Below are 22,569 nucleotides of genomic sequence, written 5' to 3' on the forward strand. Positions count from 1 at the left end.
TCGCTGAGTCCGCACCTTGATAGCCCCAGAGCATATATGCGGGCACGGATTAACGGCGGACCTCGGGGACGTGCGAGAACGCGGGCGGTGGCCGTTGGGATATCGACGAGCCCGACCTCGCCGACCGTCAAGTAGTCGGAAACTTGGGCTAGTTCGGTCCCCATTGTCAGCGTGCTGACAATGGGGATGTTTCGGCGGCCCGGTGGCGTGTACAACGAATGCAATGTCTGAGAAATTGTCTCCCGGGGCCGTGATCACCGCCCGGAAATATGCCACCATCACCGGTGACTCGGTCACCGTTCCTGCGCAAACGCGTCTTACGCATCTGCAGTTCAGGCGATTCGCGGGGTGCCCGATCTGTCACCTGCACTTGAGGTCTTTCGCGACGCGTCACCGCGAGGTGGCTGAGGCGGGGATCAACGAGGTGGTGTTTTTTCACTCGCCAGCCTCGGCGCTGGAGGGCTATCACGCGCTGCTGCCGTTTGCGGTGGTGGCTGATCCGGAGCGCAATGTGTATCGCGAATTTGGGGTGGACGCGGGGATGCGGGCTTTGGCCCATCCGCGGGCGATGAAGACGGCTTTCAAAGGCTATGCCAATGTGTTGGGGCACCGTGACGATCCTGATAATGCGGGTGTCGGCGGCGGCGACGGGTCGACGCATTTGAGTTTGCCCGCTGACTTTTTCATCTTGCCCGATGGCACGGTGGCCGCCGCGCATTACGGTCGCCACGCTGACGACCAGTGGACGGTCGATGAGGTGCTCGAACTCGGCCGCACCTCCGCGGGTGGGGGAACGCGATGACCGCTCGCTTGGTCGCGTCGCTGGCGGTGATCGCCGCCATTGGTTCCGGATGTAGCCCACAGAGCGCGACCGGTCCGACGGCCGTACCGGCCTCATCGGCCGGTGCGACCGCCGGCGGGTTGGCCACTGACCCCTCGATTCCGGCGCAGCTGCAATTCAGCGCCATGACGGTCGACGGGAAGTCATTCTCAGGGCACAGCCTTGCGGGTAAACCGGCGGTGTTGTGGTTCTGGGCACCGTGGTGTTCGGTGTGCCAGCGGGAGGCTCCGCTGGTGGCGCGGATCGCCGCGGCCAACCCTGCGGTGACTTTCGTGGGGGTGGGCGCCTTGGGTGCGCCGGCCCAGATGAATGCGTTCGTCACGAAATTCGGCGTTCAAGGCTTTACCCAACTGGCCGATACGGACGAGGTGGTGTGGGGGAAGTTTGGCGTCACTCAGCAGCCGGCTTTCGCGTTCGTCACCCCCGCCGGAGGTATCGACGTCGTGCGTGGTGCGATGCCCGAAGGGCAGTTGTCCCAGCGAGTTTCGGGCATTTCGCGTTCGTGATCGATTCGTCGGTCCTGGGTTTTGCGCTGGCGGCCGGATTGGTTGCCGCGCTCAATCCGTGTGGGTTTGCCTTTCTTCCGGCGTATTTGGGCTTGGTGACGGCGGATGCAAGCGGTGAGGCGTCGACGGTACGTGCGGTCGGCCGGGCTTTGGCTGCCACGGCGGCGATGTCGGGTGGATTTCTCACCGTGTTCGGGCTTTTCGGGTTGGCGATCTCACCGGTGTTGGCGACAGCGCAGCGCTATTTGCCGTTTGTCACCGTTGTTATCGGGATACTTCTGGTCGGGTTGGGGGCCTGGCTGCTCGCAGGCAAAGACCTGGCGGTGGTGATGCCGCGGCTGCGTGGCGGCGCCCCGACCTCACAGTTGCGGTCGTCGTACGGTTACGGCGTCAGTTATGCGCTGGCATCCTTATCGTGCACCGTGGCACCCTTTCTGGCGGTGATCGGAGCAACGTTTAGGCAAGGCTCCATGCTGACTGGCGTGTTGGCCTTCGCGGCTTACGCCGGCGGTATGACCATCACGGTGGGGGTCGCGGCGCTGGCCGTCGCGCTGGCCGGTTCCATGGCCGCAGATGGCCTTCGTCGGGTACTGCCCTATGTGAGTCGAGCGGCCGGCGCCCTCGTGCTCGTGACGGGTTTGTACGTTGCCTACTACGGTTACTACGAGATTCGGCTGTTCTTTTTCGATTCCAGCCCCGACGATCCGGTCATCGGCACTGCCGCCCAGGCGCAGACGTGGCTGGCTGATCACGTCAATACCATCGGCGCGTGGCCCCTGGCGGCCGCCATCCTGATTCTGGCCGCGGTGGCGCTGCTTTGGCGCGTTCGCCGCCGCAAACACACCGCACCTGAGCACGCTGCCGAGGAACCGGTCAGCGAGAGGTGAGCGCACGCCGTGGAGTGCGCTCACCCCGAGGAACCGATGTTGGTCCGGTGTGCGGCGACAGCGTTGCAGCCCACCACATCTGAATCTCACGACCGGAAATCAGACCACCCGCCGACCGCGGGGCCAGCGGCGGCGTCCGCTGACCGTTTGTATCGGGACTACCGAAGGATCGGAGCGAACGTCGGAATGGCCTGACGGGCGTAGAGCAGGCCGGAGTCATCGGTCCAGCTGCGAGCGTTGCACGCCAATGGCATTCCATCGGGCGCCTGCGCTGCAGCCGTCCCATCGCAGGGGCTGGTCAAAAGGCGCACACCGATGAGCGGCGGGGACGCAAACCAGGTGTTCACTGACGTACACACCACAGTGTTGCCGGCGGCGTCCAAGCCGAAGACGTAGGCACTGCGAAATGTGCACGCGGTGCCGGCCGTGACATTGTGGGCGACGTAGGGAACACAGTGCGCGTCGTCGCACGACGGCGAACCCGCTGCTATGGCAGGAGTCGCCAGCGTGCCCATCGTGGCGGCCACAAACGCATTGATTGCCAGGTGAAAAATGCTGCGTCCGTTCATGTTAAGCCCTCACAGCGTGCGGCATTGACAGTGCGACACTGCTCGGTAGAGTCCGCGTGTGGCGTCCACGGGAATGGGGTTGTGGTCCGGGGATACCCACCAACCGGACGTCGGTTCAGTCGATCTGGGGTAGAGCATGTTCGGTATCACGGCGGTGACCCTCCTCGCGGGGCGATAACCGAGTGCATCAGCCATGCCGGCTCGTCACCAGCGAAGTGTCTGCCCGCTGACAAGGCTCATTGCACAGACGCGGCGGCAACACGCCGAACTGTCGTAGGGGATGTTCGCGAACACAGCTGTGGGTGCGCGCATTCTCCTGTCCGGGCAGGCTTGCGAATTCTTCACCGCAGGCCGGTGACTCGCCTGGCGCCGACAGTTCAGCCGCGACGGGCCGGTTTGACCGGACGACGGGCACTCTGACGATTCAGGTTCGTCAGCAGAGTTGACGGCGGAGATCGAATCGGGAACGGCCGCGTGCGGGTGACGTGGTCGGGGTGCAGAGACGGTGCCGAGGGCGGCGAATCACGCGGCGTGACAACAATATCCGCTGATCAGGTGCGGGCTGAGTTCTCGATGATGGCATCGCAGGTGTGGCGCTGTCTGCCCCGATGCGGTGTCGACGGTCCGGCGGGTCGTGAGTAGGTTGGCGGGCAGCACCGGCAGGTCGGCTTGGCGGGTTGAGTGTGCGCCATCGGGCATCGGGATTGTGTTCAGGATGCGCAGCACGACAGTGTCGCGACGTCGCGGGTGAAGGTCTGGGCGGCCAGTTTCAAGCCTTCGGACATCGTGAGGTAGGGGTGCCAGGTGGTGGCGATCTGGTCGACGGTGAGCCCGGCGGCGAGCGCGTAGGTGGCGGCGGTAATGATCTCGTCGGCTCCTTCGGCCAGAATGTGGGCCCCGATGAGCTGTGCGGTCTCGGCGTGTGCGACGAGGGTGATCAGACCGCGGATGTCGTGGTCGGCCAGCGCGCGCGGAACGTGTGTCAGCGGCAGTGTGCGTGCGGTTGTGGGGATGCCCGCGGCGGTGGCTTGGGCTTCGGTGAGCCCGACGGCGGCGAGGGCGGGGCTGGTGAATGTCACACGGGGAAGGGCGGTGTAGTCGAGGACGCGTGCTGTGTCGCTGAAGGCGTTGTCGGCGGCCAGGGTTCCTTGGGCTGCGGCGACGTAAACGAACTGGGGCCCGCCGGTGACATCCCCGGCCGCCCAGATGCGGTTGTTGCTGGTGCGCAGATACTTGTCGACGATGACTTCACCGACGGGACCGGTCTTCACTCCGACCGTATCTAGGTCCAATCCTGCGGTGACGGGGCGCCGGCCCGTAGCGACGAGTACGTGTTCGGCGGTCAAATTCACGGATGCGTCGGCAATCGTGGCGGTGGCGCGCACCTGCTCGCCGTCACGGTCAAGCCGGGTGAGGGTGGCACCGGTATGAATGGTCATGCCTTCTGCCGCCAAGTTCTGCTCGAGCGCGGCTGACAGGGCCGGGTCGTCGAAGGGGGCGAGGCGCTCGCGGGCCTCAATCACGGTGATGCGGGTGCCGAGCCGCGCGAACAGCTGGGCCTGTTCCAGGCCGACGGCGTTGCCGCCCACGACAACCATGGACCCCGGCACGGCGTCGAGGGCCATGGCCGTCGTCGAGGTGAGATAGCCGGATTCGGTGAGCCCATCGATCGAGGGGACCCACGGCGCCGATCCGGTGGCGACGAGATACCGCGTCGCCTCGATGTGGGTCTGCTGGCCGTCGTGTCCACTCACCAGCAGGGCCGGGCCGTCGACGAATCTCGCTGTACCGGCAAGGATTTCCCATCCATGCGTCGCAGCTAGGTTGAGGTACTTGGCATCACGTAACTGCCGCACGAGCGTGTCCTTGCCGGCGATAAGCGCGCCGACGTCGACCGGGATCGTGGTGGCGCCCAGGCCAGGGAACCGGTCGGCGGTCGCGGCGGTGTGCCGGGCGCTGGCGGCGGCTAGCAATGCCTTCGACGGCACGCATCCATTGTTGACGCAGGTGCCGCCGACGGTGCCCGATTCGATCATCACCACCGATGCGCCCTTCCCGCGGGCGGCGATCGCGGCAGCGAATCCCGCCGACCCGGACCCGACAATCGCCAGATCGAATCCTGACCGTCGGTGCTCCATGACGTGCCTCCGTTGCTGATGCCGATCCGCTGACTCGCGGTGGGGTGGCCGAGGCCGGGCTTGATCCGACCGGTGTTGCTATTCGCTATGGCGAATAGCAACACCTACCGATACTATATGCATAGCCGAATAGTTGGAGGAAAGGAGACGCGGTGGCCGCCTCCCAGGCGTTAGTTCCCAAGGCGCACACCGGCCACGTGGGCGACGGGGCGCTTGAGGGTGCGTGCCGACATTCGGACACCACAGCCCGGTTCTTCCGGGCGCTGTCGGACCCGACTCGGTTGCGGCTCCTGGAGTTCATCCTGCCGGGCGAGAGAACGGTCGCCGAATGCGTGGAGCACGTAGGGATTTCGCAGCCACGCGTCTCGGTGCACCTGTCGTGTCTGACCGACTGCGGGTACGTGGTCGCGCGCCGCGATGGCCGCAAGTTGCGGTATTCGGTCGGTGATGTCCGCGTGGCCGAACTGGTGCACCTCGCGCGAGCACTGGCCGCCGACAACGCCGCGGCCCTGTCGTGCTGTCCCCGCATCACGGACCGCTGCGACCAAGGAGGCGCTGGAACACCTGCTATTGCGAAGGACATGCGGTGAACATCTCTACACGGTCGCGACGCCGCCGCCCCGGCGAGCACGGGGCGGGCGTAGCGGGTCTGGCGGCTGGTGCCGTGGCGCTGACGGCCCTGTGCTGCGCGGGACCGGCGTTGCTGGCCGGCGGTGTGCTGACTGCACTCGGTTCCTGGCTGACCAACCCCTGGGTGGTCGCCGCTGGGACTGTCACCGCGATCTCGGCGACAGCAGTCGCCGTGCGTCGTCGCCGGTGCGCAAGCACCCTCCAAGACGGCGAAGCTCACCGACCGGATCGATGGAGGCGATGATACGCAGGTTGGTGGTGCACAAGGTATTTCGCATCAGCCCTGGATTCTCGCGCACCGACGCGACGGCCGCTCCTAGACGGTGCGCACAGGCTCGCTGAAGGGGTCTTAGCTTGGATTCGTCAATTGCATTGCTGGGCAACGTCTGTCAATGACGGTGCGGTTCCAGGAGTGCTGCCTGGCCGACAATACAATGGCCGGCGGCCAGCCATTGGCGCGTCGCCGCGTGCGACCGCTCGATAAGAGACGCCGAGTGCGAGAAGTCGACGGGTGAGATCGCGATCGGGCACAGTGGTGGGATGACCCGCAAATCGGCCGCCGCTTCGAAGCGGGCGACATCGGCAGCGAGCCGCTGATTGACCGCCAGTGTCACCGCATGCAGCGCCATCGCCAGAGCGCCGCGGGGCGACTTGCGCAGTGCGCAGGCATAGCCGGTGGGCAGCACCCACACCACGTCAGCGCCCAGCGCAACCGCATGCGAGATCGGGGTGTTGTTCGCGACGCCACCGTCGAAAAGGTCGCGCCCGTTGACGTTCACCGGTGGGAAGACAGCGGGAATGGCAGCGCTGGCAGTGATCGCGTCGACCGCATCTCCAGACGACAGCAACACGTCCTGGCCCGAGAGCACGTCGGTGGCGACCACATGGAAGGGGATCGACGCGTCCTGGAGCCGAGTGAACGCGAGGTGGTCGGTGAGCAGTCGCCGCAGGGCCGCATCGGGTACCAGACTTGAGCGCAGACCGAGAAATCCCAGCAATCCGATGATCGGGCGGGTGGGGAACACGTCGTTGCGCGACAGCGATCGCCAGAGGTCGGCAAGCGCGCCGACCCCCGCGATGTCGGGCCGTGCGGCGACCCAGCTGCCGTTGAGCGCGCCGACAGAGGTGCCGACGATCAGATCCGGGATGATTCCGGCCTCGGCCAGACCGAGCAGCATGCCGACCTGGACTGAACCCAGGCTCGCGCCACCGGAGAGCACGAATGCCGTTGTCATAGCTGAGTCAACACCGAGGCGTGCCGCCAATATCCGTACACTGTCTCCGTGGTGACACTGCCGCACCGGGCTACTCGAAGCAGAACGTGAGCGTGTGTCGCGTGCGCCAGGATGGCGAGCACCTTGCCGTCCACGTTGCCCGATGGAGGCGGCGCCGACCAGAATTCGGCTCGCCTGGTGGGCTGTGAGTTTGACGAAACCCTTCCCGTGTCACATTCCAACGACGCGCTCGTCGCTGTCCTCGAGATTCACGGCGAAATGTCGCCCGTCGTAGCCGGCATGCTCGCGTTGCTGATGCGCAACTGCGGCAAGCTGGTCGGCCACGTGGAACTGCTCACGGCGGGCCCACCGCGTCCATTTGTTGACCGAAGCCGGCCTGGGTTACCGATTCCAGGCACGATCTTCCTGAGCGTCTGCACTCTCGAGCATCGCCGTCCAGACCGAGAAGCGGGATAGCGCGTTGATCACCCGGCGGCCGACTTCGGTGGGTCGATAGACCACGCTCATGGGCGCGTCGGTGTCCCAGCTTCCGTTGTCGCTTCTGGCCACCAGTCCACGCGCGGCAACGAGCCGCAACGCCGCCGCCAATCCGCGCCGCCCGGTGGGGACATTCGACCTGATTTCTGCCAGGGTCATCGGCCCGTGCGCGAGCGCGTCGAGTAGCTCGACGACGTGCCGATGACTCACCAACTCCCGCAAGCTCGGCACGGAGTCGGATTCACCTGGGGACGGCATTCGACGCACACTAAGGGGCCAGGCGGTGAGGTTGAAGAGGCCCTACGGAATCCATACATCCGCTACCTGGACTTTTACGGAATCCATACGTCTGCGGCGACATCAATGTTGGTTGATCAACAGTAGGCTCCGATGTCGTGCCGTCACCGACATCAGTGCTCAAGCGATTGGTCGTCGGTCGACCGTTCCGCAGTGACCGACTCGGCCACACCCTGCTGCCCAAACGCATCGCCCTGCCGGTATTCGCCAGTGATCCGTTGTCCTCGGTCGCCTATGCGACTCAAGAGATCCTGCTCATCCTGACGCTTGGCGGGCTGGCCTATCTGCACCTGGCGCCCTGGATCGCCGCCGCGGTCGTGGTGCTTCTGGCCGTGGTGGTCCTGTCCTACCGGCAGGTGGTGCAGGCCTACCCCAGTGGGGGTGGGTCGTATGAGGTCGTTTCCATGAATCTGGGGCCGCTGCCGGCGTTGATTGTGGCCGCGGCATTACTCGTCGACTACGTGATGACAGTTGCTGTGTCCGTCGCTGCCGGCGTTGACAACATCATCTCGGCGATCCCCGAACTCAATCCGTATCGCGTCGCAATCAATCTCGGCTTCATCGTGTTGCTGACCGCGATGAATCTGCGCGGGGTGCGTGAATCCGGGCAGGCATTCGCCGTTCCGACCTACGCGTTCGTCGCCGGCGTGATGTTGATGATTGCAATCGGCTTGTTTCGGACGCTGATCGGAAATGCGCCGCAGGCCGAGAGCGCGAACTACGGCATTCACGCCGAGCAGGTCGGTCTGACGTCGGTCGCCGTTGCGTTTTTGGTACTGCGTGCCTTTTCGTCGGGCTGCACCGCCCTCACCGGCGCGGAGGCCATCTCCAACGGAGTACCAGCCTTCCGGAAACCCAAGGCGCTCAACGCCGCCCGGACCATGGCAGCGATGGGCGTGATCTCAATCACAATGTTCGCGGGCGTGACCGCGCTGGCGTTGATCGCACATACCCGGGTCGTCGAAAACACCTGCGACCTCGTCGGGTTCCCCGGCGACTGCAACACCGATCCGCAGCGCACGGTGATCGCCCAGATCGCGGCCGCTGTTTTCGGCAACAACAGCATCATGTTCTTCTATATGCAGGCCGCTACGGCGCTGATCCTGATCCTGGCCGCGAACACCGCCTACAACGGCTTCCCATTGCTCAGCTCGATCCTGGCCCAAGACCGATATCTGCCCCGGCAACTACACACCCGCGGTGACCGGCTGGCGTACTCCAATGGCATCCTCCTGCTTGCCGTGATCGCCGGCGGCCTCATCTACGCCTTCGACGGTTCGGCTACCCGGTTGATCCAGCTCTACATCGTCGGCGTTTTTACCTCGTTCACGTTGTGCCAAGCGGGCATGGTCCGGCATTGGAACCGACAGCTGGCCGATGCCACCACGCGCGCGCAGCGATACAGGATCCACCGCGCACGGGCCATCAACGCGTTCGGCGCCTGTTTCACCGGTGTGGTCCTGGTGGTGGTCATGATCACCAAGTTCACCCATGGCGCCTATCTGGTGGTGATCGCCATTCCGGTGCTGTGCGTTCTGATGCAAAGCATTCACCGGCACTACGCGGCGGTGCGCGCCGAGCTACGCACCGCAGACGACGACGAGCCGACGCTGCCCAGCAGGATCCACACCATCGTGCTCATATCGGGCTGGCACAAGGCAACTCAACGCGCTCTGCTGTTTGCACGGGCAAGCAGGCCTGACACTCTGACCGCGCTCACCGTCAACGTCGACGACACCGAAACCAGAGCGCTGGCGCGCGAATGGGAAGAACTCAACATCGATATTCCGCTCAAGGTCATCGAGTCGCCTTACCGTGAAATCACCCGTCCCGTCTTGAACTACATCAAGAAACAGAGGCAAAGCGGTCCCCGCGACGCTATCAACGTGTACATCCCCGAATACGTCGTCGGCCGCTGGTGGGAGAACCTGCTGCACAACCAGAGTTCCTTGCGACTCAAGGGCAGATTGCTATTCGAGCCCGACGTGATGGTCACCAGCGTGCCCTGGCAGCTGCACTCCTCGGCACACCGCGACCTCACCGCCCCCGAACACGCGCCCGGCGAAATCCGCAGAGGAATCGACCCCTCCGCAACCGGCTGAATTCTACGGCAACGGTTTCCTCGCCGACTCAACCGCGGTATGGATGTTGCCCGCGTAGCGCCCTAACTAGATGTCCAGAGACGTTGTTCCCGCTTGCCTTTGAATTGGCCCTGCCGACGAGACAGACGAGGGTCTCCGGTTGTGGCGTGGGAGCTGTCTAGGAACCGCTTCGCCAATTAGGAGGCCTTCATTTCCCACGCCAACGCGGCGTTGACCCCGCGTGCTCGATTGTGTCTTGCTCGCCTGGTCGTAGAATCCGGTTGGACGTATGCGACAGTTAGCCAAAATGTTCATAGTCTCGGCCCACACTGCCCGGAAACGGGCGGATCGTTATCGATCCGAGGGCCGGCCTGGATGGCCGATCGCAGTTCACTACGGCACCCAGGTCCTGAGTGAATTCGCCTGCGACAGGTCCGTCACCGATCGTGGGCATCCTGACGATAGCCCCAGTCAAATTCTCTCAATCCGACTTTCGATAACATTCAGGCCAATAAAGCTCAGTCCAGAAATAATGAAAAATGCTGCGTTGGACGCGATGAGACCTAACGCGAAAAATAACAACCAGTAGCTGTCGTAGATCGGGTTCCTCAAGAATTTATAGATGCCTTTTTGTGCGACGATCGTCTGCGTGAAGAAGTTGCTATTTATGAGTGACCCGGGCCCGAGCGTGCTCACCGCCGCAATGAATATGAATGTAGCTGCGGCCGCCAACGCATATCCTAAGGCTGGCAGGGATACCGTGGGTAGCCGGTAGTTGCGGTCCAATGTCCCGGCGAAGAACCCAAAGAGCAGCCAGAACGGCAGAATGATGAGCGCGTGCAGCAGCAACCCGTGCTGGTACTTGTCGTATATGTGGCGGTGCTTTTGCAGGTAGACACTGCAGGAATTCACCGCTACGGCCAGTAGCAGGCTGAAACAGGTGATGAGCATGAATGCCATATTCGGCAACCGTTTCCGTGCGGCGTCACTGGGGACGTTGGTGGCCTTTTGCAGTGGTGTCGCGGCGCGCCGACGGTGCAGTACCGAGACCCGGCGGGCGCGTCATCGCGTCACTGGCCGGTCAGGTGGTGGGGGTGGCACCCAGGGTGCGTTGCAGGTCCGGTTTCATCGCTTGTAGCTCGCGGCCCCAGTAAGCCCAGGTGTGCGTGCCGTTGTCGGGGAAGTTGAATACGCCGTTGTGGCCGCCGGCGGCGACGTAATTGTCGCGGTAGGTCAGGTTGGTGCGCACCGTCAGACCTTCCAGGAAAGTGGCCGGCAGGTCAGAGCCACCCAGCTCGTTGGGTGTGCCGTTGCCGGAGTAGACCCAAATGCGCGTGTTGTTGGCGACCAGGCGGGGGATCTGCACCATAGGGTCGTTGCGTTGCCAGGCCGGGTCGCTCGAGGGGCCCCACATATCGTCGGCCTTGAAGCCACCGGCGTCACCCATCGAGATGTTGATCAGGAACGGCCACCAGCCCTCTGACGGGTTCAGAAAACCCGAAAGCGAGGAGGCGTAGGTGAACATGTCGGGGTGGTATTCGGCCAGGGTGAGAGACGAGCTGCCCGCCATCGACAAGCCGACGACCGCATTGCCCGCTGTCGAGATACCGCGGTTGGCGGCGAGCCATTGCGGGAGCTCAGTGGTCAGGAAGGTTTCCCACTTGTAGGTCTGACAGCCAGTGTTACCGCACGCCGGTTTGTACCAGTCGCTATAGAAGCTGGACTGGCCGCCGACTGGCATCACGATGGACAAGCTGGACTGGTAGAACCATTCGAACGCGGCGGTGTTGATGTCCCAGCCGTTGTAGTCGTCTTGCGCGCGCAGGCCGTCCAGCAGATACACCGCGTGCGCACCGCCGCCCTGGAATTGCACCCGGATGGTGCGGTGCATCGCCGCGGACGGGATATCGAGGTACTCGACGGGTAGACCCGGTCGGGAGAAGGCCGACGCTGTCGCCGAGCCGCCGATGGCTCCGATCAGGCCAGGCAGGACGGTGGCCGCCGCCGCGCCCGCTGCCAGCCGTCGACGCCAACGACCCCGCCTGGTGGCCCGCGCCGGCGTGACACTCGGGGACGGGAACCCGAACGGCGATGGCTGCGGGGACCTTGCATCGCGCTGGGCGGCGGAGGCCATTCGACGTATCCGCTGACCGAGGGTGCGGCGGGTTGCGGCATCGTGGGGTTGCATCGTTGACGGCATGAGCGGACGGTAGCGATCGCGCAAACGGCCCGCCGCCGACATTGTCAGCGATCGAACACCTCCTGAAGGCCGAAACCGGGTCGAAGCCAACACCACTCGCCATAGGTGTCAGCAGAATGACACTGTGGATGCCACGTCATCGTGTCCGCATCATCATCGACCTGGATTGGTCGTTACGCGCAAGCCCAGCGTCGGTGGCCTCGTACCGACTCCCGGCACGACGCTACTTCAGGTATGAGCCTGACCAGAGCCATATGAAAGGCGGCCATGACCACCCCAGATACCGATTCCCCCGTCGCTTCGCTCTCCCCGGCTGTGCACGACGTGATCATCATCGGCTCCGGCCCGGCCGGCTACACCGCAGCGGTGTACACGGCCCGTGCCCAGCTCAAGCCGCTGGTTTTCGAAGGTGTCCAGTTCGGCGGCGCGTTGATGACCACCACTGAGGTCGAGAACTACCCGGGCTTCAAGGAGGGCATCACCGGCCCCGAGCTGATGGACGAAATGCGCGAGCAGGCGCTGCGGTTCGGCGCCGACCTGCGCATGGAGGACGTCGACGCGGTATCCCTCAACGGTCCGGTGAAGACCGTCACAGTCGGCGACGACACCTATCAGGCCCGCGCGGTCATCCTCGCGATGGGCGCGGCAGCCCGTCACCTCGGCGTGCCGGGCGAGCAGGAGCTGATCGGCCAGGGCGTCAGCACCTGCGCCACGTGCGACGGTTTCTTCTTCCGCGACCAGGACATCGCCGTCATCGGCGGCGGCGACTCCGCGATGGAGGAGGCGACGTTCCTCACCCGCTTCGCCCGTTCGGTCACGCTGATCCACCGCCGCGACGAGTTCCGCGCATCGCGGATCATGCTCGAGCGCGCCCAGGCCAACGAGAAGATCAACTTCGTCACCAACACCGAAATTGTTGAGGTGGAAGGTGATTCGAAGGTCAGCGGGTTGCGCCTGCGCAACACCGTCACCGGCGAGGAGACCAAGCTTCCGGTTACCGGTGTGTTCGTCGCCATCGGGCACGACCCGCGGTCGGACCTGGTGCGCGGCCTGGTCGACCTCGATGACGAGGGCTACGTCCAGGTGCACGGTCGCACCACCAACACATCGCTGGACGGTGTGTTCGCCGCCGGCGATCTGGTGGATCACACCTACCGCCAGGCCATCACCGCGGCCGGCAGCGGCTGTGCGGCTGCCATCGACGCCGAGCGCTGGCTGGCCGACCACAGCTGATCGTCCTTCCCCCACAGAGTTCACCCGAGAGGAGCATTACATGAGCGAGGGCAGCGCAACGCTGGCCGTCACCGACGGTTCGTTCGACAGCGATGTCATCAAGAGCAGCACCCCGGTCCTGGTCGACTTCTGGGCGACCTGGTGCGGGCCGTGCAAGATGATCGCCCCGGTGCTCGAGGAACTGGCCGGCGAGAAGGCCGGGGAGCTGACCGTCGCCAAGCTCGACGTCGACGCCAACCCCGAGACCGCCCGTAACTTCCAGGTCGTCTCGATCCCGACCCTGATCCTGTTCAAGAACGGCGGACCGGTCAAGCGCATCGTCGGCGCCAAGGGCAAGGCAGCCCTGCTGCGCGAGATCGCCGAAGAGCTCTCATGAATTCTGGCCCCACGCTAGGCGAGGCCAGAATTCAGGACGTGCCGACGATATCGCCGGCAGTTGTTGGCGGGGCGGCCTGCTGACTCCCGGCGCCGGTGGATTTTTCGGCGACGATGAGCGTGTAGCCCAGCAGCCCGTCGGCGACGGCGCGTCGCGTGATGGCGGTGTAGCGCAGCACTTGGTCGGCGTCGATTCCGACGCGGTCGAGTGCGCGGGTGATGTGCAGCAGGCGAATTCGCGCTTCGATGTGATCGATCATCCGCAGCAGCGCGTCGTCGCCGGTTTCGACGTGGATGGTGCGCAGCCCGACCGCGGCGAACAGGTCGGTGTAGTACTGGCGCGGGCGAGCGTCAGCGACGCAGGCCACCCATCCGGCCAGGGTGCGCAGCTCGCCGGGCAGTCCGTCGGGAGCGGTGATGACGTCAGCCAGCCCCAGCCGCCCACCGGGACGCAACACGCGAGCGAATTCCGCAGCGGCAGAGGGCTTGCCGGGGAAGGTGCAGAAGGCACATTCACTGATCACCGCGTCGACACTGCCGTCGGGCAGCGGCAGGTGTTCGGCATCGCCGAGATGAAAACTCACCCGCTGGGCGAACCCGGCGGCGGTCCGCTCACGGGCTTGCTGCACGATCGGCGCGGCCAGGTCCACCCCGTCGACGCGGACGCCATACTCGGCAGCCAGCAGCCGGGCGGTCGCGCCGGGCCCGCTGGCCACATCAAGAACCCGTTGACCGGGCCGCAGCTGCAGTAGATCGGCGAGCCGGCCGGTGAGCCGGGCACCGCCGGGATGGTAAGACTCACCCAGCAGCGCCGCGACCGCGTCCGACGAATAGAACTGCGCGCAGCAGGATTTGATCTCCTCAGGTGTGCTCACGGCTGCACCGCCCGCTGCCCCACGTTGGTGGTGTCGGGGGAAATGGCCTGCCCGCGGACGGCACCAGGCACACTCTTGGACCCGTGCGGCGTCGACACCAGGATCGGTTGCAACACTGTGGCGTTGGGCACGACATCGGGGACGTCGGCCCCCGTCAGTGACGCCCGAACCTGTTCGCGATAGCCGACCGAGTTGTAGGCGCAGAACGGGATGAGCCGCCCATCCGGGGTGATTTCCTCGACGCAGCACTTCATCAATTGCTTGACGTTGAGGGTGTACGGATCCTGAAAGTCCTGGACCACGACCGCGAACGCGCGGTCGGTCAGCTCAGCGAGCGCCTCGGGCAGATTGATACCGCAGGCGTTGGCGCAATCGAGGGCCTTCGCGGCGCGGGCCAGGTACTCGGTCGTACTGGCAGTCCCCATGAATGCCGAAGCACTCCACAGCTTTTCGAGTGCCTCGCGGATCGCGGCATCGGGCACGATCCGGTTGGACACATAGTCGAGGTAGTCCTCGACCTCCAGCACACGGGGAATCGGCAGCACGTGCTCACCATCGGTCAGCAGGTAACAGACCGAGCGACACGTCGGGAAACAGCACGGCACCGGGAAGAAATCATCGATGCCGAACCAGTCAGGCAGCTGAGCGGCGACCGCTTCGATCACATCGGAATTGGTCAGGCGGGTCAGCGGATCGAACTGCAGGTGCCGGCCCGCGTGGGTCACCGGCTGAAACACCACCGACCGCACCGCCGGATGCGCGATGCCATATTGGATGATCGCACCGACCTCGTGGTCGTTGACACCGCGCTCGACGGCCGCCACCAGGTTCACGATGATGCCCGCCTCAGCGCAGTTGTCCAGCGCCCGGCGCTTGATCTCACGCAGGTCCTTGCCCCGGATCTCGCGGTGGGTGCGTTCATCGAAGCCGTCGAATTGCAGATATATCCCCACGTAACGGCCGACGTTGCGGGCGGCCAGTTCGGCGACAAACTGCCGATCGGTGGCCAACCGAATCCCGTTGGTATTGATCATGACTGATTTGATCGGGCGGGCCTGGGCGGCGTCGATGAAGTCCAAAAGGTGGCGGTGAATAGTCGGTTCGCCACCGGAGAACATCACCACCTCAGGTTCACCCTCGGCGGCCACGAACGCATCAAGCATCCGTTCGCACTGCTCCATGGTGATGGCGAAGCCGTCGCGGTGGTGCCCGGAGTCGGCGAAACAGATCGGGCAGTCCAGATTGCAGTGACTATTCACTTCGATCAGGCCCAGGCAGGCGTGCTGTTTGTGCTCCGGGCACAGGCCGCAGTCCGACGGGCAACCCTCGGCGATCTCGGTTTGAAACTGCAACGGGATCGAGCCCGGCTTGTTGAACCGCATGCTGTCCACGTAGCGCTGGGCATCGCCGTACACCAGCGCCTCGAACGGCCCGTGGTCGCGGCAGCGTTTACGCAGATACACCTTATTGGCCCGGATGTTGACCTGGGCATCGATGACCACCTTGCATACCGGACAGATGGACTTGGTGTATTCGACGAACACCTCGTCACGTTCCTTTTTGGCATCAGCCATGGCTGGGGTGTGACCTCTCATTGCGGGGTGGCGCGGAGACGACACGGGCATCGTCGCAGGAGTGCGCCGTCGGCGGGCGAGAAACGCTGGACAGGCGGCTAGGCCGGCGTCCAGGCCAGCGGCGCCAGCACCTCATCGAGCGGTGTGTGCGCGAGATGATTGGTGTAATTGGACAAGGTCTTTTGCGCTACCCCGGTAATGATGTCCAGGACGTGACGGCGCGTGTGGCCGGCGTCGAGGAAGGCCTGTACCTTGTCCTCGCTGACCCAGCCCGTGTCGTCGACCAGGCTGGCGGTGAATTGGCGCACCGCCTCCAACTGAGGGTCATCGATCGGCTTCTCGTGGCGGATCGCGTCGATGACGGATTGACCGACGCGGGCGGCGGCCGCCGCGGCCGAATGTGCGGCCACACAGTAGCGACAACCGTTTCGTTCACTGGCGGTCAGCCACACCACGTGCTTGGCCGCGGTGGACAGCGAACTGCGCCCGAACTGTTCCGAGAGGCCCTGATAGGCCGCCAACGCCTGAGGGGACTCGGCAAGCACGCCGTAGACGTTGGGGATGAATCCGGTGTGCTTTTTCACCTGCTCCAACAGTGCTTGGGCCTCCTGCGGGGCGGTGTCGGGGGTGTGCACGGTGAACTCGACCATCACGGCTCCTCATCGCATTGCAAATAGTGGTATCGGTTCCCACAGTGCTGCGAACGGGCCGCCCAGGCAGCCCAACTGTCAGCGCGCTGACACGCCCGTTTCGGCACCGAGGGTGTGCGCCCGTCATCCCCGGCTACCGGGGTTGTCACCGCGATGACAGTGTCGTGGACTCCGGCGCCCACCGGTGATGTCCTTGAACGGTAGAACCGCAACAATTAGTGAGGAGTTCGGGCCGTGATGCGAGCAGTGTGGAACGGGGTGGTGGTGGCCGAGGCACCGCGAACCGTGCGGCTGGAGGGCAACGAGTATTTCCCGCCGGAGTCGGTACGGCGGGAGTACTTCAGCGACAGCCGCACCAAGTCGGTGTGCCCCTGGAAAGGCATGGCCCGCTACTACACCCTCGAGGTCGACGGCATCGCCAACATCGACGCCGCCTGGTATTACCCCAAGCCCAGCCCGCTGGCGCGGCGGATCAAAAACCATGTCGCGTTCTGGCATGGCGTCGAAATCCACGGCGAGCCCGAGGGGCCGGGCCCTACCGTGGCCGAACGGTTACCACGCTGGTTGGGCGGCACCCGATGAAACGGGCGGTTACCGGCGCCGAACCGGGTCACGAGCCGGCGGCCACCACGGCGGATCGAGCGTTGCCGATCTGGCGGATCGGAATCACCAGCGGCGCGTTCGGCCTGCTGTGCTGCGTGGGTCCCACCGTGCTGGCACTGTTCGGCGTCGTCAGTGGTGCCACCGCGCTGGCCTGGGGCGATAAACTCTATGACCATTACGCATGGTGGTTCCGCCTCGGCGGACTGGGGATGCTGGTCGCGCTGACAGCGATCGCGTTGCGCCGGCGCGATCACTGCACAATCGGCGGTGTCCGCCGCTGGCGTGGGCGGCTGGCGGCCACCGTGGCCGTCGCGGTCGGCACCTACGCGGCGCTGTACGCGTTGACCACCTGGCTGGGCACCTTCGCCGGCGCTCGGCACTGACCGCCTCGATGGCCGGCCGTGGCGTGGCCCTTCGTTCGGCCGCCGATAGCCCTGCGTCATTGGCGGCATGCCCGCACTGACCCCGAGAGTTCAGCAGTGAACGCGCCCGTGGCCACGGCGACCCGGTTCCGGGCCCGAATTATCGGGCTGGACGGCGCCCGCGGACTGTCAGCCCTGGGCGTCGCCGTCATGCACGTCACCGGTCACTACTCACCCCTGACCGCCTACCACTGGAAGACCAACCTGGTCGGGCTGTCGCTGATCTTCTTCTACGCACTCAGCGGGTTCCTGCTGTTCCTGCCGTACGTGCGCAACCTGATCGAGCAGCGCGAACTGCCGAGCACCGCGAACTTCGCCGTCCACCGGATCGCCCGGATTCTGCCCGGCTACCTGGTGATCTTCTTGCTCTGCAACTACCTGCTGCAGATCGTCTACGTGCAGAACGCGTCGCTGCAGCCGACCCGCACCGAAGACGGCACCGGCATGATCACCGACCCGTGGCAGCTGATCGCCAACCTCACCCTGACCCAGTCGTACATCCCGAAGTACTTCCAGACGGGGCTGAACCCGTCGTGGTCGCTGACGCTGGAATATGCCTTCTACCTGTCGATCCCGCTGCTGGGCATGCTGCTGTTCGCCCTCGGCCGGCGCGCCACGATGCGGCCGTGGCTGATCGTGTCGCTCGGGCCGGCGCTGCTGATCGCCCTCGGATTCATCGGGCGGGCCTTCGTACCGTGGATGATCTCGGCGTTGCACCTGACCGATCCGACCCAGATCAACTGGGGCGCCAACTGGGTCGCCGTCTACACGAAGACCTTCCTGACGAACTCGGACACCTTCGCGTTCGGCATGGCCGCCGCGGTGCTGGTCGTGGCCATGGAGCACAAGGTGATTCGCGAGAAGCTCAGCCGCCGCGTCCGGCTGTACAGCTTCTTGGCGATGTTCCCGGTCGGCGTGGTGATGCTGGGCCTGATCGCGCTCGCCAATCCCTATGCCACATCGGCACTGGCCGTGCTGTGCGCGCTGGGGATCCTGGTGATCGTCGCGCCGCTGTTCCGCGCGGAGCGGTCCGGGCTGGCCGAGCTGCTGGACACCGCGCCCTTCCGGTTCGTCGGCAAGGTCTCGCTGTCGGCGTATCTCTGGCATTTCCCGCTCATGCTGCTGGCGGGCCGGTGGGGCCTGATGGCCGGCGACACCCTGCCCGGCATGCTGCGCAACGTGGCGCTCGTCCTCGCGGTGACCTTGGCGGTCTCGGCCGTCACGTACTACACAGTGGAAGAGCCGGTGATGAAATTCGCCAAGCGGTACCGCACCAGGTGGTCCTGAATGCGTCGTGCGATCCAGTGGGGTGCCGCGATCGCCCGGTGCTCCTCGTGATGGCGGTGCTGGTATGAGCGGTGGTGCGCCGCGGGTGGTTACCCGGATCACGAAAATGGTGATTGCCGTTGCAGGTCAACATGTTCGATGAGGACGCGACGCAACAATGCGGCCCGCGCGTGGGGCGTGGCCCGGTGAGTCGCGGTCGTTGCAGGTGCCGGAACGATCTGAGTGCTGGAAGTCCGCCAACCGGGCAGATGGAGTGTTCGGGTGGGCAAAACACGTTGTCAGGCAAGGTATTTGCCCCTGATGGGGGAGAGGGGCCAGGCCACGGCAACCTGGCCCCTCTCGGAGGGGGATGGTCGATTCGGCTGGTTATCGGGTCTTGGCGGGCCGCAGGAGCGCCAGGCCCAGTGCCGCCCCGTACATCAGGTGTTCGATGGCAAAGGGCCCGTAGCCGACGATTTGCGCCATGTTGCTCACGGTGTCGCCGCCGCCGAACAGCGCGGCCGCGATGGGCAGCCCGATCCAGGAGCTGATCGCGAACACCACCAGACCCCACATCATGGCCGCACCGATCAGGACGGCGCCGTGCAGCCGCGCCATCTGGGCCAGCACGGCGAACATCGCGCCGTACATGGCGCCGACCATCATGTGGATCATGGCGCCGACCACGGCAGGACCCCAGATGAAGGTAAACGAATCGCCGGCCATGGCGGCATGCGCGGATTGCATCATGGCGTCGGGGCCGCAGAATGTAGCGCCAATGTGATAGAGCGGGGTGAAAAAGCCGGTGTGCTTGATCGCAGTGGACACGAACATCGCGACCATCGCCATCGCCATCGAAGCCACGACGCCGGCGACGGCGCCGCGCACTAGACTACGAACGATACTGCTGCCGCTGGCGGTTGAGGCTGCTGCGGTTGTCATATCGATTCTCCTCCGTGTTGGTGGGTGCAAGCAGGTGTGTGCGCACCCCACACAACCGGGTTGTTCTTGCGCGCACCCGCGATGTGTCAGCAGGATGACAAGAAACGAGGAGACATTATGGGTAGCGAACACCGCGGTCCGGGTTTTCGGCAGGCGATCAGCATGCTCGCCGGCGGCACTGAACCTGCTGATCCGCAAATCCGTCAGGCGGCATGGGTGGCGCGCTGCGTGGGCCGAGGGGCCGCCGCACCCCTGCATCCCGATGATCTTTCTGCCTTGGCAGGCAGCTTGACCGCACGCCAATTCGAGACCGGGACAGTGCTTTTCGCACTGGGTCAGGAACCCTGCGGGGTGTGGATTGTGCGCCAGGGACAGGTGGAACTGGCCGTCGGTTCCGGGCGCCGCCGCGCCGTGGTGGACGTGCTGCGCGGCGGAGATGTCGATGGCGATATCCCGCTGCTGCTGGATATGCCGATGGCCTACACCGCCCGCGCGCTGGAGGACAGCACCTGCCTGTACCTGGATCGGGCACATTTCGAGGGGCTGCTGGCCACCCATCCCAGAATCGCCCGGCGCTGGCTGTCGTCGGTGGCCCAGCGGGTATCGGCTAGCCAGGCGCGGCTGATCGGCCTGCTGGGCAGGCCGCTGCCGGCCCAGCTGGCCCAGCTGCTCCTCGATGAATCCACCGACGGCACAGTTCAACTCGCGCAGCGGACTCTGGCCGCGATGCTGGGTGTGCAGCGTCCGTCGCTCAACAAGATCCTCAAAGACTTCGAACGCGACGGCCTGATCAGCGTGCGCTACGCCGAGATTGCGTTGATCGATGTGACTGGATTGCGCGCCAAGACCGGCTGACGGCTCGCCGCGTGAATCCGCCAACCGCTATGTGTGCCACATAGCGGTTGGTGTGTCAGGTGTGACGCTGATGCGGCCGGTGGCGCGCCGCTGCCCACAGCCCTGCGCCGCCGCGTCCGGCGGCCGCCACGACCCAGCCGCCGGCGAACAGCGCGCCGGCGCCGGCGCCGATGGCCAGGGTGTAACTCCAGCCGCTGATCGGCGCGACCAGGTTAGGCACCAAGACGATCGCCAGTGCGGGATAGGCGTATTCGCGTGTGAACGCCAGCAGGATCAACACGGCCGCGGCCGCGGCCAGCTGAATCGTCGTGGCCATCACGACACGGGTCGCAGTCAGCCCGGGCGCGATCACCGGGCATACCGCCGAGGCGGCGCCGCCGATCGCCGCAGCGGCCACCAACAAGGCCCAGCGCCGCAGCGCAACCGTGGGCTGCTGGGCGCCCTGGGTGCACCACTCCAGGGCGGCAACCAGCAGCGGCGGTGCCACCGCGACCGCCGGCAACGGCAACACCACCGTCGCCGCGACGATCCAGCCGTTCGCGACCATGCCGAATGCCACCAGCGACGTCCACCGCCACCGGTGCGGCCCGGAAGGTTCGACCGCCTGCTCGCGCAGTGCTGGCACCGATAACAGCGCCGCCAGGCTCACACAGATCGCCGCCACCGCCGCCGGATACAGCCACGAGGTAACGCCGAACACCACCGGCAGCACCGCCGCGGAAATGACCGGGCCCAGGCGCCCGCCGGCGACTTGAGCTATCGCCACGGCTAGCCCGAGAGCTACCGTTTCAGCGGCCATTTTCGGCAGCGGTAGTCCGGCGAGCAGGGTGCCGGCGACGGCACAGATGGTCGGCAGCGCTGCTAGCCGCCAGAAGGACCCGGCCCAGTCGGATCGGCCGACCACGAGCACCCCGAACGCCAAGGCCGCGCCTTCAGGAAAGACGGGTGCACGCTCCCCGAATCCGTAGCCCACCGCCAGCATGGGGGCGACCACGATCAGCGGCAGCGGCCACCGCCACCAGGATCGGGCGCCGGCACCGGTGGTGACCGCCGAGGCGACGCGTGCCCAAACGCGCGGGGTGCCGATCGCAGGGGCGTGCGCTGGCGGGCCGGTATCGTCGTCGAGTTCGGTCATGTGGGCAGGGCCTCAGTGGACCGAACGTGGTCAAGGCCGCTGCGATGCTGCGCTGCCCCGTGGGCCAGCGCACACTGCAGCCCGGCCAGCCCGACACGCAATCGTGGGACACCCGGATTATCCGCGCTCATCGAGCCGGCCCGTAAATGACTACCGGCCGCAACGGTCGCCCGCGACGGGTACCAGAGCCCAGCGCGCCGGTGAGCCGCGGGCACACCGCCCGCCCATGCGCGCCGCCCCGGCGGGCGGACCGAGTCATACGCACGGGGTCGCTCAGCGGCCGAGCAACCGGCCCCACCAGCGCGGTGCACGCTCACGACGGTCACCACCGGCGGCCGTCAGCACCTGACGGAAGCTGGGATTGACCATGGCCTGGTCGCCGACGAACACGGTAGGCACAGTCTCATTGCCGCCGGCCACCGACCGCACCCGCGCCGCCGCCGCGGGGTCCTCCCAGATGTTGATTTCCTGCAGCGGCAGACCCGATCGGCGCAGCGGGCCCATCAGCGCCAGGCAAAACGGGCAGCCCGGCCGCCAATAGACCTCGACAACATCAGTGCCGCCGGCGGGTACCGCATTGTTCGAGTGCAGGTCTGTCATCGGTCATCTCCTCGTGCTGGCGCATTCTGGGTGCACGCTCGACAGGGTGGGCCACCGGGTGTGGCCCGCGCTGCCGTGGCGGTGCGTCGTGCATGTCCCACTCAATGCCATCGCCTGCCGCGGGGCGCCACCTTTGTCACATCGCTGACCATTTACGCCGCGCCGCGTGCGGGGCGCA

Annotated in this window: 24 protein-coding genes and 1 pseudogene; 13 read left to right on the forward strand and 12 right to left on the reverse strand. The window is 65.5% G+C overall.

The features are described 5' to 3' along the window. Positions 1-223: 223 nt before the first annotated feature. The 3 genes from ACX12F_RS03475 to ACX12F_RS03485 are packed head-to-tail and all read left to right on the forward strand — an operon-like array spanning position 224 to position 2,234. Positions 224-802, forward strand: a complete 579-nt coding sequence (locus tag ACX12F_RS03475) for a peroxiredoxin-like family protein (RefSeq protein WP_205895728.1) — start codon at positions 224-226, stop codon at positions 800-802. After that, positions 799-1,347: a redoxin domain-containing protein gene (locus ACX12F_RS03480; RefSeq protein WP_165682393.1), complete on the forward strand. Its 549-nt coding sequence runs from the start codon at positions 799-801 to the stop codon at positions 1,345-1,347. The genes ACX12F_RS03475 and ACX12F_RS03480 overlap by 4 nt, the downstream gene beginning before the upstream one ends. Continuing rightward, positions 1,344-2,234 (forward strand): cytochrome c biogenesis CcdA family protein, encoded by an 891-nt coding sequence (locus ACX12F_RS03485; RefSeq protein ID WP_165682392.1) that lies wholly within the window; start codon positions 1,344-1,346, stop codon positions 2,232-2,234. Before ACX12F_RS03480 ends, ACX12F_RS03485 begins: the two co-directional genes overlap by 4 nt. A 158-nt stretch (positions 2,235-2,392) precedes the next feature. On the opposite strand, the gene ACX12F_RS03490 is transcribed toward ACX12F_RS03485, so the two are convergent. Further along, positions 2,393-2,803: a hypothetical protein gene (locus ACX12F_RS03490; RefSeq protein ID WP_205895727.1), complete on the reverse strand. Its 411-nt coding sequence runs from the start codon at positions 2,801-2,803 to the stop codon at positions 2,393-2,395. A 710-nt stretch (positions 2,804-3,513) separates the two neighbouring features. After that, positions 3,514-4,941 (reverse strand): mercury(II) reductase, encoded by a 1,428-nt coding sequence (gene merA / locus ACX12F_RS03495; protein WP_165682391.1) that lies wholly within the window; start codon positions 4,939-4,941, stop codon positions 3,514-3,516. 197 nt (positions 4,942-5,138) lie between these two features. Between merA and ACX12F_RS03500 the strand changes: the two genes are divergently transcribed. Both ACX12F_RS03500 and ACX12F_RS03505 read left to right on the forward strand, forming a co-directional pair. Beyond that, the gene (locus tag ACX12F_RS03500; protein ID WP_165682416.1) at positions 5,139-5,531 is read left to right on the forward strand and encodes an ArsR/SmtB family transcription factor; all 393 of its coding nucleotides are present in this window, start codon (positions 5,139-5,141) and stop codon (positions 5,529-5,531) included. Beyond that, positions 5,528-5,815 carry a mercuric ion transporter MerT gene (locus ACX12F_RS03505; protein WP_459368299.1) on the forward strand — a complete coding sequence of 96 codons (288 nt, stop codon included), beginning with the start codon at positions 5,528-5,530 and terminating at the stop codon, positions 5,813-5,815. The genes ACX12F_RS03500 and ACX12F_RS03505 overlap by 4 nt, the downstream gene beginning before the upstream one ends. Positions 5,816-5,960: 145 nt before the next feature. Here ACX12F_RS03505 and ACX12F_RS03510 read toward each other — a convergent pair whose 3' ends face one another. Further along, a complete protein-coding gene (locus ACX12F_RS03510) occupies positions 5,961-6,806 on the reverse strand; it encodes a patatin-like phospholipase family protein (RefSeq protein ID WP_165682390.1) in 846 nt (281 codons plus the stop codon). Between the two features lie 381 nt (positions 6,807-7,187). Next, a complete protein-coding gene (locus ACX12F_RS03515) occupies positions 7,188-7,541 on the reverse strand; it encodes a methyltransferase family protein (RefSeq protein WP_459368300.1) in 354 nt (117 codons plus the stop codon). 137 nt (positions 7,542-7,678) lie between these two features. Here ACX12F_RS03515 and ACX12F_RS03520 point away from each other — a divergent pair, with 137 nt between their 5' ends. Both ACX12F_RS03520 and ACX12F_RS03525 read left to right on the forward strand, forming a co-directional pair. Further along, positions 7,679-9,682 carry an APC family permease gene (locus ACX12F_RS03520; RefSeq protein ID WP_165682388.1) on the forward strand — a complete coding sequence of 668 codons (2,004 nt, stop codon included), beginning with the start codon at positions 7,679-7,681 and terminating at the stop codon, positions 9,680-9,682. A 189-nt stretch (positions 9,683-9,871) separates the two neighbouring features. After that, positions 9,872-10,072 (forward strand): annotated as a pseudogene (locus ACX12F_RS03525) (leucine zipper domain-containing protein); the annotation flags it as partial. Between the two features lie 60 nt (positions 10,073-10,132). Here ACX12F_RS03525 and ACX12F_RS03530 read toward each other — a convergent pair. Both ACX12F_RS03530 and ACX12F_RS03535 read right to left on the reverse strand, forming a co-directional pair. Further along, complete coding sequence (locus ACX12F_RS03530; RefSeq protein WP_165682387.1) at positions 10,133-10,621, reverse strand: methyltransferase; 489 nt, start codon at positions 10,619-10,621, stop codon at positions 10,133-10,135. A gap of 121 nt (positions 10,622-10,742) precedes the next feature. Beyond that, on the reverse strand, positions 10,743-11,861 hold the full coding sequence (locus ACX12F_RS03535; protein ID WP_459368301.1) for an esterase family protein: 1,119 nt from the start codon (positions 11,859-11,861) through the stop codon (positions 10,743-10,745). Positions 11,862-12,128: 267 nt separating this feature from the next. On the opposite strand from ACX12F_RS03535, the gene trxB reads away from it, so the two are divergent. Beyond that, positions 12,129-13,094, forward strand: coding sequence for a thioredoxin-disulfide reductase (gene trxB / locus ACX12F_RS03540; protein WP_165682385.1), 966 nt, complete (start codon positions 12,129-12,131; stop codon positions 13,092-13,094). Between the two features lie 40 nt (positions 13,095-13,134). After that, the gene (trxA, locus tag ACX12F_RS03545) at positions 13,135-13,470 is read left to right on the forward strand and encodes a thioredoxin (RefSeq protein ID WP_165682384.1); all 336 of its coding nucleotides are present in this window, start codon (positions 13,135-13,137) and stop codon (positions 13,468-13,470) included. Between the two features lie 31 nt (positions 13,471-13,501). On the opposite strand, the gene ACX12F_RS03550 is transcribed toward trxA, so the two are convergent. From ACX12F_RS03550 to ACX12F_RS03560, 3 genes are all read right to left on the reverse strand, one after another. Beyond that, a complete protein-coding gene (locus ACX12F_RS03550) occupies positions 13,502-14,344 on the reverse strand; it encodes a class I SAM-dependent methyltransferase (RefSeq protein WP_205895723.1) in 843 nt (280 codons plus the stop codon). Continuing rightward, entirely contained in the window at positions 14,341-15,918 is a 1,578-nt protein-coding gene (locus ACX12F_RS03555) for a radical SAM protein (protein ID WP_205895722.1), read from the reverse strand. Before ACX12F_RS03555 ends, ACX12F_RS03550 begins: the two co-directional genes overlap by 4 nt. A gap of 98 nt (positions 15,919-16,016) precedes the next feature. Beyond that, positions 16,017-16,568, reverse strand: a complete 552-nt coding sequence (locus tag ACX12F_RS03560; protein WP_165682383.1) for a carboxymuconolactone decarboxylase family protein — start codon at positions 16,566-16,568, stop codon at positions 16,017-16,019. A 234-nt stretch (positions 16,569-16,802) separates the two neighbouring features. On the opposite strand from ACX12F_RS03560, the gene ACX12F_RS03565 reads away from it, so the two are divergent. The 3 genes from ACX12F_RS03565 (at position 16,803) to ACX12F_RS03575 (ending at position 18,880) form a co-directional block, all read left to right on the forward strand. Continuing rightward, positions 16,803-17,150, forward strand: coding sequence for a DUF427 domain-containing protein (locus ACX12F_RS03565; protein ID WP_165682382.1), 348 nt, complete (start codon positions 16,803-16,805; stop codon positions 17,148-17,150). Next, on the forward strand, positions 17,147-17,554 hold the full coding sequence (locus tag ACX12F_RS03570) for a hypothetical protein (protein ID WP_205895721.1): 408 nt from the start codon (positions 17,147-17,149) through the stop codon (positions 17,552-17,554). The genes ACX12F_RS03565 and ACX12F_RS03570 overlap by 4 nt, the downstream gene beginning before the upstream one ends. A 96-nt stretch (positions 17,555-17,650) precedes the next feature. Continuing rightward, positions 17,651-18,880 carry an acyltransferase family protein gene (locus ACX12F_RS03575; RefSeq protein ID WP_165682381.1) on the forward strand — a complete coding sequence of 410 codons (1,230 nt, stop codon included), beginning with the start codon at positions 17,651-17,653 and terminating at the stop codon, positions 18,878-18,880. 366 nt (positions 18,881-19,246) lie between these two features. On the opposite strand, the gene ACX12F_RS03580 is transcribed toward ACX12F_RS03575, so the two are convergent. Further along, a complete protein-coding gene (locus ACX12F_RS03580; RefSeq protein WP_205895720.1) occupies positions 19,247-19,801 on the reverse strand; it encodes a hypothetical protein in 555 nt (184 codons plus the stop codon). A gap of 117 nt (positions 19,802-19,918) precedes the next feature. Between ACX12F_RS03580 and ACX12F_RS03585 the strand changes: the two genes are divergently transcribed. After that, a complete protein-coding gene (locus ACX12F_RS03585) occupies positions 19,919-20,656 on the forward strand; it encodes a Crp/Fnr family transcriptional regulator (RefSeq protein ID WP_165682380.1) in 738 nt (245 codons plus the stop codon). A gap of 55 nt (positions 20,657-20,711) precedes the next feature. On the opposite strand, the gene ACX12F_RS03590 is transcribed toward ACX12F_RS03585, so the two are convergent. Then, positions 20,712-21,791 (reverse strand): hypothetical protein, encoded by a 1,080-nt coding sequence (locus ACX12F_RS03590; protein WP_165682379.1) that lies wholly within the window; start codon positions 21,789-21,791, stop codon positions 20,712-20,714. A 273-nt stretch (positions 21,792-22,064) separates the two neighbouring features. Then, a complete protein-coding gene (locus ACX12F_RS03595; protein ID WP_165682378.1) occupies positions 22,065-22,391 on the reverse strand; it encodes a glutaredoxin domain-containing protein in 327 nt (108 codons plus the stop codon). Between the last annotated feature and the right edge of the window lie 178 nt (positions 22,392-22,569).

It is taken from the genome of Mycolicibacterium sp. HS_4_1, assembly GCF_054515875.1.

Bases quoted from the DNA above. Each gene is read 5' to 3' on its own strand.
- ACX12F_RS03475 (WP_205895728.1), top strand. From the start codon at position 224: ATGTCTGAGAAATTGTCTCCCGGGGCCGTGATCACCGCCCGGAAATAT.
- ACX12F_RS03480 (WP_165682393.1), top strand. From the start codon at position 799: ATGACCGCTCGCTTGGTCGCGTCGCTGGCGGTGATCGCCGCCATTGGT.
- ACX12F_RS03490 (WP_205895727.1), bottom strand. From the start codon at position 2,803: ATGAACGGACGCAGCATTTTTCACCTGGCAATCAATGCGTTTGTGGCC.
- merA (WP_165682391.1), bottom strand. From the start codon at position 4,941: ATGGAGCACCGACGGTCAGGATTCGATCTGGCGATTGTCGGGTCCGGG.
- ACX12F_RS03510 (WP_165682390.1), bottom strand. From the start codon at position 6,806: ATGACAACGGCATTCGTGCTCTCCGGTGGCGCGAGCCTGGGTTCAGTC.
- ACX12F_RS03515 (WP_459368300.1), bottom strand. From the start codon at position 7,541: ATGCCGTCCCCAGGTGAATCCGACTCCGTGCCGAGCTTGCGGGAGTTG.
- ACX12F_RS03530 (WP_165682387.1), bottom strand. From the start codon at position 10,621: ATGGCATTCATGCTCATCACCTGTTTCAGCCTGCTACTGGCCGTAGCG.
- ACX12F_RS03535 (WP_459368301.1), bottom strand. From the start codon at position 11,861: ATGCCGTCAACGATGCAACCCCACGATGCCGCAACCCGCCGCACCCTC.
- trxB (WP_165682385.1), top strand. From the start codon at position 12,129: ATGACCACCCCAGATACCGATTCCCCCGTCGCTTCGCTCTCCCCGGCT.
- trxA (WP_165682384.1), top strand. From the start codon at position 13,135: ATGAGCGAGGGCAGCGCAACGCTGGCCGTCACCGACGGTTCGTTCGAC.
- ACX12F_RS03555 (WP_205895722.1), bottom strand. From the start codon at position 15,918: ATGGCTGATGCCAAAAAGGAACGTGACGAGGTGTTCGTCGAATACACC.
- ACX12F_RS03560 (WP_165682383.1), bottom strand. From the start codon at position 16,568: ATGGTCGAGTTCACCGTGCACACCCCCGACACCGCCCCGCAGGAGGCC.
- ACX12F_RS03570 (WP_205895721.1), top strand. From the start codon at position 17,147: ATGAAACGGGCGGTTACCGGCGCCGAACCGGGTCACGAGCCGGCGGCC.
- ACX12F_RS03580 (WP_205895720.1), bottom strand. From the start codon at position 19,801: ATGACAACCGCAGCAGCCTCAACCGCCAGCGGCAGCAGTATCGTTCGT.
- ACX12F_RS03585 (WP_165682380.1), top strand. From the start codon at position 19,919: ATGGGTAGCGAACACCGCGGTCCGGGTTTTCGGCAGGCGATCAGCATG.
- ACX12F_RS03590 (WP_165682379.1), bottom strand. From the start codon at position 21,791: ATGACCGAACTCGACGACGATACCGGCCCGCCAGCGCACGCCCCTGCG.
- ACX12F_RS03595 (WP_165682378.1), bottom strand. From the start codon at position 22,391: ATGACAGACCTGCACTCGAACAATGCGGTACCCGCCGGCGGCACTGAT.